Origin of the sequence: Paenalcaligenes sp., from assembly GCF_030152715.1 — a bacterium.
In the GTDB taxonomy this organism is placed as follows: Bacteria; Pseudomonadota; Gammaproteobacteria; order Burkholderiales; family Burkholderiaceae_B; genus Paenalcaligenes; species Paenalcaligenes hermetiae.
Genome location: NZ_JASLIX010000119.1, coordinates 1 through 14,453 on the forward strand (window position 1 = coordinate 1; position 14,453 = coordinate 14,453).

Sequence of the window (14,453 nt, forward strand, 5' to 3'; positions counted from 1 at the left end):
CAAACGTAAAAAGAACGGATCCAAACAATCCATCACTAAGGGACGATAAATCAGACTCAAGACGATCAAACTTAAAGTGGAGGTGGCTGTAACTAATAACAATGCTTCGTCATTTAGCCCAAGCACTGTGCCAAATAACACATGCAGCAAATCCATATTAGAGCCACGTAGTGATACTAAGAGCACCCCTAAGCCTAAAGACACCAAATAAAACGCCGCAAAACTCGCATCCTCGCGCAAAGGCGTCAAACGTGCCACGGCCCCCGCTAAAAGAGCCACCGTTAGCCCTGTCAGCACACCACCAAGCGCCATCGCCCCCAGCGATAAACCCGCCGTCAAAAAGCCCACTGCCACTCCAGGCAAAATGGCATGCGCCATCGCATCACCCATTAGGCTCATACGTCGTAAAATCAAGAACACACCCAGTGGTCCCGCCGCAATTGCCAGCGCAAACGAACCTGCTAGCGCACGGCGCATAAACCCAAAATCCACAAAAGGGGCAATTAACCAATCCATCAGCATGGCTAAAAGTCTCCCGCACAAAGATGGCGCGCCAAATGCAAATTTTCTGGTGTTAAGATCTCTGTGCTTAGCCCTTGAGCAATCAGCTGACCACCTAACAACACACACTGCGGGAAATGCTTCTGTACCATTTCCATTTCATGTAATACGGCGATCACGGTACGCCCTTGTTCATGCCATTCAAGTATCAATGCCAATAAGGCCTGCGTCGTGTCACTGTCTACTGCAGCAAAGGGCTCGTCCAATAAAATCACACCGGCCTCTTGTAGTATCATGCGCGCAAACAAGGCCCGCTGAAACTGCCCTCCCGATAGGGTATGAATACGTCGCGCCGCAAAACCACTTAAACCCACTTTTTCTAAAGCGTGCTGGATACGTTTATGCTCGGCTGAGTCTACTTTGCGCCAAGCACCGATTCGTGGCCAAGCCCCCATCGCAACTAGGTCATACACCGTAATCGGAAAACTGCGATCCATATCCGCCTGTTGTGGTAAAAAAGCCAAATCTTTTTGCAGATTAAAACCCAAACGTACCTGCCCTTGTAACGGAGCAATCTCTGTTGTTAGTGCTTTTAGTAATGTGGATTTACCTGCCCCATTAGGCCCCACAATGGCATATAACCCCCCTTGATGAAACTGTAGGCTCACATCGCGTAGTGCTGTTTTACCGCGCCAACCTAAACTGACATGTTCAAGCTCAATGATGGGTATACTCATAGCCAACCTAATGCCCAGGCACTTAATAGCCACATGCAACCAACGACTACCGTAACTAGCAGTAGTCGTTGCCCTACCGACCACAATAAGGTCGATCCGGTATATGAATGATTCTTTCGGGACTTCATGTTTTATCTCATCAAGTATAAGTTTGATATGTTATAACATATCGAATCTATTTTATACTATGCCTATGCCTATACATGTACTCACCCCTCAAGCCATAGAACAGCAATTGCATAATGCCGAGCAGCTCTGTAAGCAGCGTCAAAAACGCCTGACCCCCATACGTAAACAGGTATTAGAACTGCTCATCCGCGCGCAGCGCAGTTTAAAAGCTTATGAACTGCTTGATCAGATTAAAACCATCCAGCCTAATGCCGCCCCCCCTACGGTATACCGCGCCTTAGATTTCTTAACCGAAGAAGGCTTAATTCACCGTTTAGACGCCATTAACGCTTGGACGGCATGTGTGGATGTGGCAGGTGAACCACATGACCTACTAGTGGTTTGTACGCAGTGTGGAGCGGTAGCAGAAATGCGAGCACCGCGCCTAAGCGAGCAAATTAACGACTGTATCCTGCAGGCTGGCTTTGCTTTAGCAAGCCCAGAAACCGAGTTACGCGCTGTTTGCTTGCAATGTCACCAATCGTCCCCACATAAGTAAGCATCTTTTTTGTTGTTTGCGCTTCGGCGCTGGCTGTGCTGTAATCGCATAGATTTATTCGAGGGACCTTTATATGTCTACCGCTATTGAAAACATGGTGCCTGTCACGGTGCTTACCGGCTTTTTAGGTGCAGGAAAAACCACGCTGCTCAAGCGCATCCTTTCCGAATACCATGGGCGCCGTATTGCGGTAATAGAAAATGAATTTGGCCCTGAGAACATAGATAACGAATTACTTGTTCAGGATCGAGAAGAAGAAATTATCGAGCTCAGCAACGGCTGCGTGTGTTGCACTGTACGTGGAGACCTCTTACGCACCCTCAACGAGTTACGTGTTAAACGCCAACAAGGCGAACTCAATTTTGAGCGCGTTATTATCGAAACCACAGGCATGGCTAACCCTGGGCCAGTATGCCAAACCTTTTTTATGGATGACGATATTGCTGAGTACTATCGTCTGGACGCCGTCGTAACCGTTGTCGATGCTAAACACGGGATGACCACACTCGACAAACAAGCCGAGTCACAAAAACAAATCGGGTTTGCTGATAGAATCTTAATCTCGAAAAAAGACTTGGTCTCTGATGAGGAGTACGAGGCGCTGCGCAAACGCATCTTGCGCATCAATCCACGCGCACCAATTTCTTCTGTTCATTTTGGTGAAGCCGATCTAAACGAAATTATCGATATTAGCGGTTTTAATCTTAACGCTATTTTGGATATTGACCCAGAATTTCTTGCCGAAGAGGCTCATGATCATCATCATGACCACGAGTGTGATGAACACTGTGATCATGAGCACCACGCACCGCATCAAGATAGCGTGAGTGCATTTGTATTTAAATCACGCCGCCCCTTTGACCCCGAACGTCTTGAGGACTTTCTTGGCGGAGTGGTTCAAGTATTTGGCCCCGACCTTTTACGCTACAAAGGCATTATTTACCTTAAAGGGGCTAACCGCCGCATGCTTTTCCAAGGGGTACATATGATGATGGGCGCAGAACCCGGTAAGCCGTGGTTGGGCAAAGAAAAACCTGAAACTAAACTCGTGTTTATAGGCCACAACCTTCCAAAGGAGGTCTTTATGCAAGGACTAGAGCAGTGTCTAGTGTAATCCTTGCTTTTGGCCTAAACTTTCAAGGCTTAACTTAGGCAGGAGCTTTAGCTCCACGATGATAAAAAGGGAACTATCATGGCAAGCAATGTCAGTACAAACCCAGATCAACTGTTAACAGTGGACGAACTCTTGGCAATGCCCGAATCCGATTACATGAATGCGGCACAGTTGGCATTTTTCGAAAATCGCTTACGCGAACTCGAACAAGAAATTCTTGCTAATGCAGGAGCGACCACCGAAAATCTACGAGAAACCCAGTTCGCTCCCGATCCTGCTGACCGTGCAACGATCGAAGAAGAACACGCGCTCGAATTACGTACCCGTGATCGCGAGCGCAAGCTTCTAAAAAAAGTGCAACAATCACTAGCACTAATTGAATCGGGTGAGTATGGCTGGTGCGAGGAGACGGGTGAGCCCATTGGCTTAAAGCGTCTTTTAGCTCGACCTACAGCCACACTCTCTCTAGAAGCCCAAGAGCGTCGCGAAAAACGGCAAAAGCTCTATGGAGACTAATCCACTTTCAGCGCTTCAACCAAAGCCACTCATTGAGTGGCTTTGTTTATTAGACGTCTTGAAATATAAAAAATGACCCCCACGTACCATTACACATAACGTAAAGGATCAGAATGGAACAATTTCACGCCACTACTATTATCGCCGTACGACGCGGCAACGAGGTCGCCATTGGTGGCGACGGCCAGGTTACTCTTGGCAACGTTGTGGTAAAAGGCACAGCTCGTAAAATTCGACGTCTCTACAAAGACCAAGTCTTAGCTGGCTTTGCTGGAGCTACGGCTGACGCCTTTACCCTGCAGGAACGCTTCGAGGCCAAACTAGAAAAACACCAAGGCCACCTACTCCGTGCTGCTGTAGAGCTCACTCGTGATTGGCGTACAGACCGAGTCTTACGTCGACTTGAAGCAATGCTTATTGTCGCTGATAAAGAGCATACGCTGATTCTGACCGGTAACGGGGACGTGCTCGAACCAGAACATGGCTTAGCTGCGATTGGCTCAGGTGGGTCTTATGCCCAATCTGCAGGTCTAGCGTTATTACATAACACAGACCTATCTCCCGCCGAGATCGTGAAAAAATCCCTAGAAATTGCGGGTGATTTGTGTATTTACACCAATCAAAACCACATCGTCGAAACCCTATAATTTTTGCATCAGGTCGTATCTATGTCCGCAACAACCATGACTCCCGCCGAGATCGTCTCTGAACTCGACAAACATATTGTTGGTCAGAATAAAGCTAAGCGTTCTGTGGCGGTTGCCCTACGTAATCGCTGGCGTCGCCAACAGGTCGCCGAACCCCTCCGTAATGAAATTGTGCCCAAAAACATATTGATGATTGGGCCTACCGGTGTGGGCAAAACTGAAATTGCACGTCGCTTAGCCAAGCTCGCTAACGCACCATTTATTAAAGTCGAAGCCACTAAATTCACCGAGGTGGGTTATGTTGGACGTGATGTGGAAACCATTATCCGTGACTTGGTCGATGCTTCTGTCAAGCAAACCCGTGAAATCGAAATGCGTCGTGTCCAAACACAAGCCGAAGACGCCGCAGAAGATCGAATCTTAGACGTCTTGATCCCCCCTGCTCGTAATGCCATGGGTGAGCCAGAGCGCGAAGAAAACACAGCGCGCCAAACCTTCCGTAAGCGTCTACGTGAAGGCAAGCTCGACGACACCGAAATTGAAATCGAAGTAGCCCAGGCTATTCCTCACATGGAAATCATGGCGCCTCCCGGCATGGAGGAAATGACCGAGCAGCTACGCAGTATGTTTGCTGGTCTGGGTCGCGACAAAACCAAAGCCCGCAAAATGAAAGTCAAAGAGGCGTTCAAACTGTTGGTTGAAGAAGAAGCTGCCAAACGTGTTAACGAAGAAGAGTTACGCACCGAAGCCGTTCGCAACGCCGAACAAAACGGCATCGTTTTCTTAGATGAAATCGATAAAATTACGGCTCGAGAAGGCAATAGCAGCGGCGAAGTCTCTCGCCAAGGGGTACAGCGTGACCTTTTGCCTTTGGTCGAGGGCACAACCGTTAATACCAAATACGGTGTGGTACGCACGGATCATATTTTGTTCATTGCCTCGGGCGCTTTCCATCTTTCTCGTCCCTCTGATCTCATTCCTGAGCTGCAAGGCCGCTTCCCTATACGCGTAGAGTTAGACTCCTTAACCGCAGATGACTTTGTACAAATTCTATCGGATACGGATGCGTCCCTAACTAAGCAATACTCCGCACTGATGGCCACCGAGGACGTTACCCTCGAGTTCCAAGAGGATGGGATCCGTCGCTTAGCTGAATTAGCCTTTGAGGTCAACGAACGCACCGAAAACATTGGCGCCCGTCGTTTATACACCGTCATGGAAAAACTGCTTGAAGACCTTTCCTACGACGCTGGCTCCAAAGGCCAACAGCATGTCGTCATCAACGCCGACTACGTAAATGAAAAACTGGAAGAAACCGCTGGCAGCCAAGATCTAGCCCGCTACGTACTTTAATTTTTTCCAGAGAAAAAAACCACTCGTTGTTCAAACGAGTGGTTTTTTATTATCTGATCCCGACTAAGAACAATGTGGATTATTTACTGATTTTAATCACCACGTACTCGCCGTTACGACGCTCTGCCGTGAACTTGACTTTGTCTCCCGGTTTAATATCCCCCAGTAAAGCCGGATCAATCAAATAAACCAGTGTCATGCCTGGCAACTCTAACGCATCGATGCTACCGTGTTTTAGGGTGATTTTACCCGCGGCCGCATCTATCCGCCGTACCTCGCCGGTAGCCGTACCCTGTTGGGCGATGGCAGGAGACACCACAGCAACGGTTCCTAATGCAAAGATCGTAGCGGCAATGTGACGAGTGGATAATAAAGACATACAATCCCCTTTTTAGTTAGTGTATTAAGTCATTCTACAACGAGGTTTTATCGTGAGCGAAATTTTTGGCAACTATGTGTTGCGTCCAGCGACCCCAGATGATATTCCACAAATTATCCGTTTGATGCGTGATATGGCCGAATTTGAAAAAATGTTGGATCAATTTGAAGCCACCGATGAAGCCATCTATGATAATTTATTCGGGTCGGAGCCTGCTGCCAAAGCACTCGTTATTACCCCTCAGGATCAGCCTCAGCACCTCGTTGCTTATGTTTTCTGGTTTCATAATTACTCTACTTTTAAAGCCAAGCGTGGGCTGTACCTAGAAGATATCTATATTGACCCCGCACATCGTCAGCAGGGCTTAGGTGGATTTGTTTTAAAGTATCTTGCACAAAAAGCCATTGAGCTTAACTGTGGTCGCTTTGAATGGGTCGTGTTAGACTGGAATCAAAATGCAATTGATTTTTATGAGCATCACGGTGCCAAGGTCTTACCCGATTGGCGTATTGTTCGGGTAGAGGGTCAGGCACTCTCACAACTGGCAGCCCAACGATGAGCCACCGTCTTTCTATTATTACTACACGCTCCGGCGATGACGGTACCACCGCCTTAGGGGACGGTCAGCGTGTGCCTAAAACCCACGAACGTATTCAAGCTCTGGGCGATGTGGATGAGCTCAATAGTCATATTGGATTATGGCGCTGTGAATCTCTGCCTCAAGACGTGGATCTCTGTTTAAATCAAATTCAACACGATCTATTTGATATGGGCGCTGAATTAGCCGTACCAGGCTATCAAGTACTGACGGCACAGCATGTGCTTTTTTTAGAACATCAGTTACAGCACTACAATGCCCAGTTGCCCCCTTTAAAGGAGTTTATCCTGCCAGGCGGATGCAAAGCCGCTGCGTTGGCTCATATTGCCCGCACCGTAGCGCGCCGCGCGGAACGTGCGGTCATTCAACTGAATCAATCTGAAACCGGCTTAAGCGCACATAGCACTCAGTATTTAAATCGATTATCTGATTTATGTTTCGTCCTAGCCCGACATCTTAACAAACACCAAGGTGTGTCAGATGTTCTGTGGCAACGTTAAGATTAACGCCAACACGCTGCTAAGGGGGCTTCAAGCCCCCTAGCGCTTCCAGTATCCCGTTTGATGCAACTGATTTTCCATCGACTGCAAATCCATCACGGCTTTTTTGCCCGTGCGCGCTAAAATCTGTTCTATTAACCCCTCTACCAATGCCACAGCCGCTGTACTCGAAGGGAAAAAAGAGGGGACTTCCGTACTAAAGATCAAATTGCAGTTCGCTTCTAAGGCTATCGGCGCCACCTGACTATCGCACAAAGCAATCACCTTACATCCACTTTCTAGCGCAGCTTCGTAAACTCGTACAATTTCCTGTGAGTACGGCGCAAAAGCCACCAGTACCACCACATCCCCCGCTTCTAAAGCACGCAACTCCATCTCTAGCGTCCCTGCCTCTGCACGCAACATCGTAATGGGGTTTCTAAATAGTCGATATAAATAATAAAAAGTAAAAGCAGGCGCATGCGAGGCTCGAAACCCCGCTACATACACCCGTTTTGCCTTGACTAATAAGTCCACCGCTTGTGTCATCGACGTGGCATTTTGCTCTGCGAGCTTGGATACATTTTGTGCTTGAGCTTGAACTGCTCGTTGTAGCATGGCTAATGGTTTATTACGACCTTTGAGTACTGCTTTAGCCGAATCCGTATAAGCCATAGGACTAGCATGTAAAGACTGTACAAACACTGCTTTTAACTCAGTCCAGCCACTAAAGCCTAAGGATTGTGCCAAACGTACCAAAGTCGCTGGCAGCACACCGGCTTGTGTCGCCAGCGTACGCATTGAAGCGATCGGGACTTCATGCGGATGGTCGATTAGATAACGCGCCCCTATTTGAAACTGAGGGGGCATCGCTGCAAAGTCAGCTTGTAAGCGCTGAATCAATGTGTCTACGTCTTGAGGTGGGCGATTTTTTTTACTCATAACGAGCAGTATATCGTTTTTTTACTACATTTAAACCCAAAAATCATGAATCAAAATGAATCATATGTCATTAAATTTGATTTATTTGGTGCTTGAGCTATGCTTAAAAGAAACATACATTTCATTTAAGTATACAAAAAAACATTCGATTCAAACTGAACTCAAGACGGATATCATCATGACTCACGTGTTCCACCGCCACCCAAAACAAAGCCTACCTACTGCCGTGGCAGGCGAAGGCATTACCCTCATTGACCAAAACGGCAAGCGTTATATTGATGCCTCTGGCGGTGCTGCCGTGTCCTGCCTAGGCCATAGCCACCCCGAAGTCATTGCTGCGATTCATCAACAAATTGATGCCGTGGCCTATGCTCATACCTCTTTTTTTACTAATGAGCCAGCCGAGCAACTGGCCCAATTCCTTGCACAAAGAGCTCCTGGTGATTTGGACTATGTATATTTTGTTTCCGGAGGCTCCGAGGCCATTGAGGCTGCACTCAAACTTGCGCGCCAATACTTCGTGGAAAAGCAACAACCTAGTCGACGACTATTTATTGCCCGCCGTCAAAGCTATCATGGCAATACGCTTGGTGCCTTAGCTATTGGCGGCAATGCGTGGCGTCGTGCCCCTTTTTTGCCTTTACTAACCGAAGCGCACCATGTGTCCCCTTGCTACCCTTACCGCGATCAAGGGGCGGATGAAAGTGATCACGCCTATGCCACACGCCTAGCCGACGAGCTTGAGCAAAAAATCCTACAACTTGGGCCAGAAAACGTTGCGGCTTTTGTCGCAGAAACCGTCGTAGGAGCAACGGCAGGGGTGCTCGTCCCGGTACCCGGCTACCTTCAAGCCATCCGTCGAGTCTGTGATCAGTACGGAGTGCTTTTAATTTTGGATGAAGTCATGTGTGGCATGGGGCGTACCGGGCATTTATTTGCCTGCGCAGAGGACGAAGTCACTCCCGATATCCTCACCATTGCCAAAGGCCTTGGTGCGGGCTATCAACCCATCGGGGCCATGCTTGCCAGCCGCCGTATTTATCAAACTCTCGTGGACGGCTCAGGTTTTTTTCAACATGGTCATACCTACATGGGGCACGCCACAGCTTGTGCGGCCGCTTTAGCAGTACAACAGGTCATCGAACGTGATCAGTTGCTACACAATGTGCGCGTACGAGGGCAACAATTGCGACAGGGCTTACACCAAACCTTAAGCGCCCACCCTAACGTAGGCGATATCCGTGGTCGCGGTTTAATGGTAGGAATTGAACTAGTGGCCGACAAACAAAGCAAAGCGCCATTAGACCATCATGCCAAGACCCATGCTCAATTACGCCGTGTTGCCATGGACAAAGGCTTACTCATGTATCCAATGGGTGGCACCGTAGACGGTGTGCATGGCGATCACATCCTATTAGCCCCACCTTTTATCTGCACTGCCCAAGACATCGACCATATTGTAGAATTAGTAAGCGCCACGATTTTCGAGGTGCTTCCTTTCACCCATCAACCTGTAGCGCTTAGCGCTTAATGACTTGGAAATGATGTATGGCCCGTTTACCTTATGCAGATTTAAATCAAACCGAGCTGCAGCCTCTAGTCCAGCAGATCGAAGCGGAACGCGGTAGCGTCATTCACTTATATCAAATGCTGTTACACAGCCCTACGGTGGCTCAGGGCTGGCTAAACCATTTAACTGGTATACGCCTTCATAGCCAAGTCCCTGGCGATCTGCGAGAACTGATTATTATGCGTGTTGCTATTTTAAATCGCGCGCCCTACGAAGCCGACCAACACGCACCTATTGCTCTCAAAGAGGGCGTTACCCAAGAGCAGCTCGATGCACTAGACAACTGGCGTGATCATAAAGACTTATTTACCGATCAGCAAAAAGCCGTATTGGCCTATACCGATGAAATGACCTTAAATGTCCAAGTCCCACAAACCGTCTACGAAGACATTGAGCATTTATTTAACGAGCAACTCATCGTAGAAATCACGGCGACAATTGCAACCTACAATATGGTATCTCGCTTTTTAGAAGCGCTGCAAATTCATAGTGATGATGCAAAAAATTAGCTAATCGCCATCTATCTCAGCCCCTTGCTATAGCAAGGGGCTGATGCTACTGCTTCAACAAAAACTCATACCTAAAACTTTTAGGCTCTCCTACGTCTCTTAACTAAAGCCATAATTAAAGCAGCTCCCACGCCTAAAGCCCCACCAACCAGCCCACTGATTACTACTATTAACGTTTTTTTAGGTTGCACGGGTTTTATGGGAACCTCTGCGGCCTCATCAATAGTCGCCACATTAACCTGTCGATCATCTAACTTAAAAGCTCTTAACAAAGCAAGTTTTGCCGCTAACTCTGGGTACTCATCTATAAAAGGAACCTCACTATCACGCTCTTCTAAAACTCTAATTTGTGCTTGCAAGGCTTTAACTCCGCGCATATATAATAAGTTACGATCAACATAAGCAGCACCCTCTATCGTACTTTTACCATCCGGAAGTATTGGTTGCTCAAGCCCTAAGCTCTCTGCTATCCATAAGGCTTCTGTTAGCTTAATTAACTCACTCTTTCGTTCTTGCTCTGCTTGCTGTAATAGTGATGCCAGTTGTGCCTCTAGGTCTAGCTGCACTCGCGTATATTCAGCCTCAACGTCTGCTTTTAGGCGCTGCTTTGCCTGCTGTATAGCTAAATCGACATACCCATTCGCTAACTCTGTAGCGTGCTCAGGATCAGAAAGCCTAACTTGTACTGTATATAAGTCTGGTGTGTTTTTTGGATCTGGTCGTCTAACGCTTACTATTTTCTCAAAGCGTTGCTGCAATGCCTGACGATTCAATATCTCCTCTTTCTCAGGCAATCTAGGCAGATATAACTCCTCCATGATCTGATTACGTAGCTCTTTAGAATACAAGCGCTTCAAAAACGTATCATAGACCGACTTTGTTGTATGCTTCGTTAACCACGAGCTATCTGTATCCTTTAATGCTATTAGACCCTGGTTATAGCCCTGAATATCACTGGCGTGTGGTGGCAATAAAGTCACTTCCGTCTCATACACGGGAGTTGCAAATAAAGCATAAAATACTGCTAAGACCGTAACAAAGACGGTTACTAATAGCACTGTCACTTTTTCTTGCCAAATTAATAAGGCAAGCTCAAATAAATCAATCTCATCATCAGAACCTTGACGTTGTTGAGCAGGACTTTTCATAAATACTTACTCTTAATTTTTAAACCAATCTAATTTAACTGCCATAAAAATACCCTTACATCCAAACTATAGTGTAAGTTTTGATGCAAGGGTATAGATTTGAGCTTGCTGTAATATAACCAGGATCTACTAATTGGTATACAGAGGCTTGTAGTAAAATCACCACATAGCTCAATTACTCATATGGATAATAGTTTACAACATCTCTCTTCCTTCACGCTTAGCGGCACGAATATCTCTAAATAAAGAAACAAGCAACAAAGCGAGAATCCCTGTAGAAAGCACAGGCCAAATCAAGATATAAAATACTAACGCATTAATACTCATAACGTCTCCTTATTTTTGTGTATTCGTGGTTGCGCTTAACATCGCTTCTTGCTCTTCGTGAAAAGCGGTAACTCGTTTTGACAAGACCGAAAAATCAAAACGCTCTTTACTGTTCCAGCTCATCGCGATACACACGACAGCGCTCACACCATAAGAGGTTAAGGAGCCAAGAAGCACGGTGTAATCACGCAAGAACCCAATAAAATACGGCATCAAACCAAGAGCTACGGCAACGCCTACCCCAATAGCAAACAAACGAGGGAAAAAGGCAAATGTCATCAAACCCGCCACTACCCCACCCCCAATTGCGGCGGCTACCTCAAAGAACACACCAATAGCACCCGTCAAAGGAACGAGCTCAAAACGAACCATGGTAAAGAGTACGACCGCACTGATAACCGCTGTAGTAAAAGCGCGATTTGTTACCTTTTCCCAATAGAAGCTGACAATCACTGGGAAAACAATGGCCCCCCATAAAGCTCCTACAAAAACCAACATCACTAAAATGTCTAGGCGTAGGCTCGCAAAAATCACCCCCATCATGGTAGCGATGATCATGGTAAAGCGACCCCACCACAACATGCGCTGTGGGTTGGGTTTACCTTTAGCGATGTTTTTACCGTAGATGTCGGTCATCACAATCGCCGACAAAGCACACAGGTCTGCATCTGCCGTAGAAGACAACGACCCCACCACCAATAAGAAAAACAGCGCAATACCAATCGGTGGCAAGTACATAGAAGCCATTTGCGGAATGATATTGTTCATATCGCCATTAGCAGGCTGAATCCCAGCAAATAAGGCTAGCAAACCAAGCATCCCCAGCCCAATGACCACAGCACCATAACCAATGGTAGCGGTTAAGAAGGTAGGACGAATCAGATCTTCGCGCACAGCAAACAGGCGTTGAGCAATCGTTTGGTTACCGATGGCATAAGCAAGTACCGCGACAAAATATGGCGCCCCCTGCTCTAAAATGGCCTTGGTGGAGAAGAAATTCGCCTGCTCCTCATCCAGTCGCCACATGTTTTCCGCAAGAAAATCAGGACCACCGGCATTAAAGAATATCAGCGGGATAATAATCACAGCCGCCAAAATCATGGCAACTAACTGCGCAAAGTCTGTCAGCACAGACGCTCTAAACCCTGACCACAAGGTGTAAGACAACACCCCTAAACCAGCAATCAACACCCCTTGAATAAAGCTCAACGGGCTCAATACGGAAACTAAAGCACCCGCAGCCGTAAAGTTCACCATCAAACTAATACAGCTACCTACCAAGTTAGATCCCGCCATAATCAGCTGACTCGAGCGGCCATGACGAGCATGAATGACCTCGGCTAAGGTATGCGCCTCAGGAGCAAGTTTACGAAAACGACGCCCAAAGGGGTAGATGAATAAAATCATCAACGCCCCCCAAAACCCGTAATGAATCGGACCCGATAAACCGTACTTAAAACCAGATGTTGCACTGGCATAAAAAGAAGCCGCCCAAATCCACGTAGCAATCATACTCGCGGCCGACAAACCAAAGCCTACCGCGCTATTCGATACCATATAGCCATCTACGTTCTCATTTTTACGGCTAATCATGAGCGACATTAAAAATGTCAGCAGATAAAATCCAACCAGCAGCAGTAAGGCTGTGGAGGATTTGAGTTGAAAAAACTCTGTCTCTTGCATGTTTTTATCAATCCTCTGTGTGTGTACAGGGTTCTTATTGGATTCATTTTGAACCTGACACCGTGCCGTTTGCGCATCGATACGATGGGCGGCACTCACCCCATTGCCTACACGAAAGCTTAGTTAAAGACGCAATCAGCCCGCCCCCTATTAAGGGGACTAGCTATACATAACAAACAACTAGGTTCGTGTAGGCGCCATAGAGCATGGTGGATGTAGAACCACCCACCCTACACACAATCGAGGTGAATAAGAAATGGAACCAATCCATTTATTATGCACCTGCTCTATATCACTTGTTGGCTAAAAATTAGCCAACCAGCGCTTAGGCATTGTAACGACCTTCGCGCTGCACGTCTAGTTTTTACAAAAAACAAAAAAAATTTTTTAAATTTTTCAACAACTTATACACGAGTAACAGCTGCTAATAAAGGTAATACCCCTTTAGTTTTTACCAGGTCAATATGCTCCTGTTCGCGCACATAAATCATGCCCGCAAACGATAAAGCATTCAGAGGGATATCATGTATCTGTTCATAAACGCGTGGCACAATCAATAACCAGCCATCCTGCACCAAGATATTCATTGGTGGCATCAACCCCTGATCATCACACTGTAAACCCAGCTTTTGACAACCTAGTTGGTAGGCCTGATATAAGTTACGAGCATATTCATGTGCATCCTCGCTTAGCCCAACATAAATAAAAGCATGACGAAACCCCCAGCAGGGATGGGACTGAATAACCAGATCCTGATCGGCATCCAACACCTGTACAAAAGGCAATAAACTGGCATTATCTACAGCTGGAGGAATCCACTGCACGTGCAAATGACGCTGGCTCGCTCCTGCCTCCTCGCCCCCATTATAAAAACCTAAGCCTTGTAGCTCTGTTAAAAGCCATGCCCAAGCTAAAAAATCCTCGTATTGTAATACGCTACGCTGCTCCGCAAACTCAATACGCGGTAAAACTAAATGATGCGCACAAACCGGAAATTTATTTAGCACAGCATGATGATAATCACCCAATTTTCCTACGGTGAGCTGCGGATCTGGGGGCAAAAAAGGATTAAAATTAGGATCTCTAGGCCCCCCGGGAAATCCTGCTGGTTTGCTTTTGTCTTTAACCGATAATGCTGGAACCCAGCAAACATGAAACAACATATCTTTGGCGGGAACCTGATGTGCTTGAAACTCAATAGGCTGTAAATCCCCAGATGCCAAAGCGTGTTGCATGCGTTGGTCAATGGCGTGTAAAGACAACATGCAAAGATCCTCCATTTT

17 protein-coding genes are annotated in these 14,453 nt (G+C 46.9%); 9 read left to right on the top strand and 8 right to left on the bottom strand.

Annotated elements, in window-relative coordinates; genetic code table 11:
• Together Q1V74_RS09665 and Q1V74_RS09670 are read right to left on the bottom strand one after the other, a co-directional pair.
• Window positions 1–522, bottom strand: a 522-nt coding sequence (locus tag Q1V74_RS09665) for a metal ABC transporter permease (RefSeq protein ID WP_300648481.1), incomplete at its 3' end; no start/stop codon positions are given.
• Between the two features lie 2 nt (window positions 523–524).
• Window positions 525–1,238: an ABC transporter ATP-binding protein gene (locus Q1V74_RS09670; protein WP_300648483.1), complete on the bottom strand. Its 714-nt coding sequence runs from the start codon at window positions 1,236–1,238 to the stop codon at window positions 525–527.
• Window positions 1,239–1,431: 193 nt separating this feature from the next.
• Between Q1V74_RS09670 and Q1V74_RS09675 the strand changes: the two genes are divergently transcribed.
• The 5 genes from Q1V74_RS09675 to hslU all read left to right on the top strand — a co-directional run bounded on the left by Q1V74_RS09675 (window position 1,432) and on the right by hslU (window position 5,535).
• A complete protein-coding gene (locus Q1V74_RS09675) occupies window positions 1,432–1,905 on the top strand; it encodes a Fur family transcriptional regulator (RefSeq protein WP_260649514.1) in 474 nt (157 codons plus the stop codon).
• A 73-nt stretch (window positions 1,906–1,978) separates the two neighbouring features.
• Window positions 1,979–3,019, top strand: coding sequence for a GTP-binding protein (locus tag Q1V74_RS09680; RefSeq protein WP_300648485.1), 1,041 nt, complete (start codon window positions 1,979–1,981; stop codon window positions 3,017–3,019).
• A 78-nt stretch (window positions 3,020–3,097) separates the two neighbouring features.
• Window positions 3,098–3,535 (top strand): RNA polymerase-binding protein DksA, encoded by a 438-nt coding sequence (gene dksA / locus Q1V74_RS09685; RefSeq protein WP_260649461.1) that lies wholly within the window; start codon window positions 3,098–3,100, stop codon window positions 3,533–3,535.
• A gap of 113 nt (window positions 3,536–3,648) precedes the next feature.
• A complete protein-coding gene (hslV, locus tag Q1V74_RS09690) occupies window positions 3,649–4,182 on the top strand; it encodes an ATP-dependent protease subunit HslV (RefSeq protein WP_260649462.1) in 534 nt (177 codons plus the stop codon).
• Between the two features lie 21 nt (window positions 4,183–4,203).
• Complete coding sequence (gene hslU / locus Q1V74_RS09695) at window positions 4,204–5,535, top strand: ATP-dependent protease ATPase subunit HslU (RefSeq protein ID WP_300648488.1); 1,332 nt, start codon at window positions 4,204–4,206, stop codon at window positions 5,533–5,535.
• Between the two features lie 79 nt (window positions 5,536–5,614).
• On the opposite strand, the gene Q1V74_RS09700 is transcribed toward hslU, so the two are convergent.
• Window positions 5,615–5,914, bottom strand: a complete 300-nt coding sequence (locus Q1V74_RS09700; protein WP_300648490.1) for a copper-binding protein — start codon at window positions 5,912–5,914, stop codon at window positions 5,615–5,617.
• Window positions 5,915–5,975: 61 nt separating this feature from the next.
• On the opposite strand from Q1V74_RS09700, the gene Q1V74_RS09705 reads away from it, so the two are divergent.
• Both Q1V74_RS09705 and Q1V74_RS09710 read left to right on the top strand, forming a co-directional pair.
• Window positions 5,976–6,473: a GNAT family N-acetyltransferase gene (locus Q1V74_RS09705; RefSeq protein WP_300648540.1), complete on the top strand. Its 498-nt coding sequence runs from the start codon at window positions 5,976–5,978 to the stop codon at window positions 6,471–6,473.
• Window positions 6,470–7,012, top strand: coding sequence for a cob(I)yrinic acid a,c-diamide adenosyltransferase (locus Q1V74_RS09710; RefSeq protein WP_300648492.1), 543 nt, complete (start codon window positions 6,470–6,472; stop codon window positions 7,010–7,012). The genes Q1V74_RS09705 and Q1V74_RS09710 overlap by 4 nt, the downstream gene beginning before the upstream one ends.
• Window positions 7,013–7,051: 39 nt before the next feature.
• Here Q1V74_RS09710 and Q1V74_RS09715 read toward each other — a convergent pair whose 3' ends face one another.
• On the bottom strand, window positions 7,052–7,933 hold the full coding sequence (locus Q1V74_RS09715; RefSeq protein WP_300648494.1) for a MurR/RpiR family transcriptional regulator: 882 nt from the start codon (window positions 7,931–7,933) through the stop codon (window positions 7,052–7,054).
• A 178-nt stretch (window positions 7,934–8,111) separates the two neighbouring features.
• Here Q1V74_RS09715 and Q1V74_RS09720 point away from each other — a divergent pair, with 178 nt between their 5' ends.
• Both Q1V74_RS09720 and Q1V74_RS09725 read left to right on the top strand, forming a co-directional pair.
• Window positions 8,112–9,464, top strand: a complete 1,353-nt coding sequence (locus tag Q1V74_RS09720; protein WP_260649467.1) for an aspartate aminotransferase family protein — start codon at window positions 8,112–8,114, stop codon at window positions 9,462–9,464.
• A 17-nt stretch (window positions 9,465–9,481) separates the two neighbouring features.
• A complete protein-coding gene (locus Q1V74_RS09725; RefSeq protein WP_300648496.1) occupies window positions 9,482–10,012 on the top strand; it encodes a carboxymuconolactone decarboxylase family protein in 531 nt (176 codons plus the stop codon).
• Window positions 10,013–10,092: 80 nt separating this feature from the next.
• On the opposite strand, the gene Q1V74_RS09730 is transcribed toward Q1V74_RS09725, so the two are convergent.
• From Q1V74_RS09730 to Q1V74_RS09745, 4 genes are all read right to left on the bottom strand, one after another.
• Complete coding sequence (locus Q1V74_RS09730) at window positions 10,093–11,160, bottom strand: Wzz/FepE/Etk N-terminal domain-containing protein (protein WP_300648498.1); 1,068 nt, start codon at window positions 11,158–11,160, stop codon at window positions 10,093–10,095.
• 195 nt (window positions 11,161–11,355) lie between these two features.
• Window positions 11,356–11,487 (bottom strand): putative transporter small subunit, encoded by a 132-nt coding sequence (locus Q1V74_RS09735; protein ID WP_260649469.1) that lies wholly within the window; start codon window positions 11,485–11,487, stop codon window positions 11,356–11,358.
• A gap of 9 nt (window positions 11,488–11,496) precedes the next feature.
• Window positions 11,497–13,170, bottom strand: coding sequence for a sodium:solute symporter family protein (locus Q1V74_RS09740; protein ID WP_300648542.1), 1,674 nt, complete (start codon window positions 13,168–13,170; stop codon window positions 11,497–11,499).
• A gap of 404 nt (window positions 13,171–13,574) precedes the next feature.
• Complete coding sequence (locus Q1V74_RS09745) at window positions 13,575–14,435, bottom strand: DUF4922 domain-containing protein (protein WP_260649470.1); 861 nt, start codon at window positions 14,433–14,435, stop codon at window positions 13,575–13,577.
• Window positions 14,436–14,453 lie beyond the last annotated feature (18 nt).

Excerpts from the sequence above, each read along its gene's own strand:
- Q1V74_RS09670 (WP_300648483.1), bottom strand. The coding sequence starts at position 1,238 with ATGAGTATACCCATCATTGAGCTTGAACATGTCAGTTTAGGTTGGCGC.
- Q1V74_RS09675 (WP_260649514.1), top strand. The coding sequence starts at position 1,432 with ATGCCTATACATGTACTCACCCCTCAAGCCATAGAACAGCAATTGCAT.
- Q1V74_RS09680 (WP_300648485.1), top strand. The coding sequence starts at position 1,979 with ATGTCTACCGCTATTGAAAACATGGTGCCTGTCACGGTGCTTACCGGC.
- dksA (WP_260649461.1), top strand. The coding sequence starts at position 3,098 with ATGGCAAGCAATGTCAGTACAAACCCAGATCAACTGTTAACAGTGGAC.
- hslV (WP_260649462.1), top strand. The coding sequence starts at position 3,649 with ATGGAACAATTTCACGCCACTACTATTATCGCCGTACGACGCGGCAAC.
- hslU (WP_300648488.1), top strand. The coding sequence starts at position 4,204 with ATGTCCGCAACAACCATGACTCCCGCCGAGATCGTCTCTGAACTCGAC.
- Q1V74_RS09700 (WP_300648490.1), bottom strand. The coding sequence starts at position 5,914 with ATGTCTTTATTATCCACTCGTCACATTGCCGCTACGATCTTTGCATTA.
- Q1V74_RS09710 (WP_300648492.1), top strand. The coding sequence starts at position 6,470 with ATGAGCCACCGTCTTTCTATTATTACTACACGCTCCGGCGATGACGGT.
- Q1V74_RS09715 (WP_300648494.1), bottom strand. The coding sequence starts at position 7,933 with ATGAGTAAAAAAAATCGCCCACCTCAAGACGTAGACACATTGATTCAG.
- Q1V74_RS09720 (WP_260649467.1), top strand. The coding sequence starts at position 8,112 with ATGACTCACGTGTTCCACCGCCACCCAAAACAAAGCCTACCTACTGCC.
- Q1V74_RS09725 (WP_300648496.1), top strand. The coding sequence starts at position 9,482 with ATGGCCCGTTTACCTTATGCAGATTTAAATCAAACCGAGCTGCAGCCT.
- Q1V74_RS09730 (WP_300648498.1), bottom strand. The coding sequence starts at position 11,160 with ATGAAAAGTCCTGCTCAACAACGTCAAGGTTCTGATGATGAGATTGAT.
- Q1V74_RS09735 (WP_260649469.1), bottom strand. The coding sequence starts at position 11,487 with ATGAGTATTAATGCGTTAGTATTTTATATCTTGATTTGGCCTGTGCTT.
- Q1V74_RS09740 (WP_300648542.1), bottom strand. The coding sequence starts at position 13,170 with ATGCAAGAGACAGAGTTTTTTCAACTCAAATCCTCCACAGCCTTACTG.
- Q1V74_RS09745 (WP_260649470.1), bottom strand. The coding sequence starts at position 14,435 with ATGTTGTCTTTACACGCCATTGACCAACGCATGCAACACGCTTTGGCA.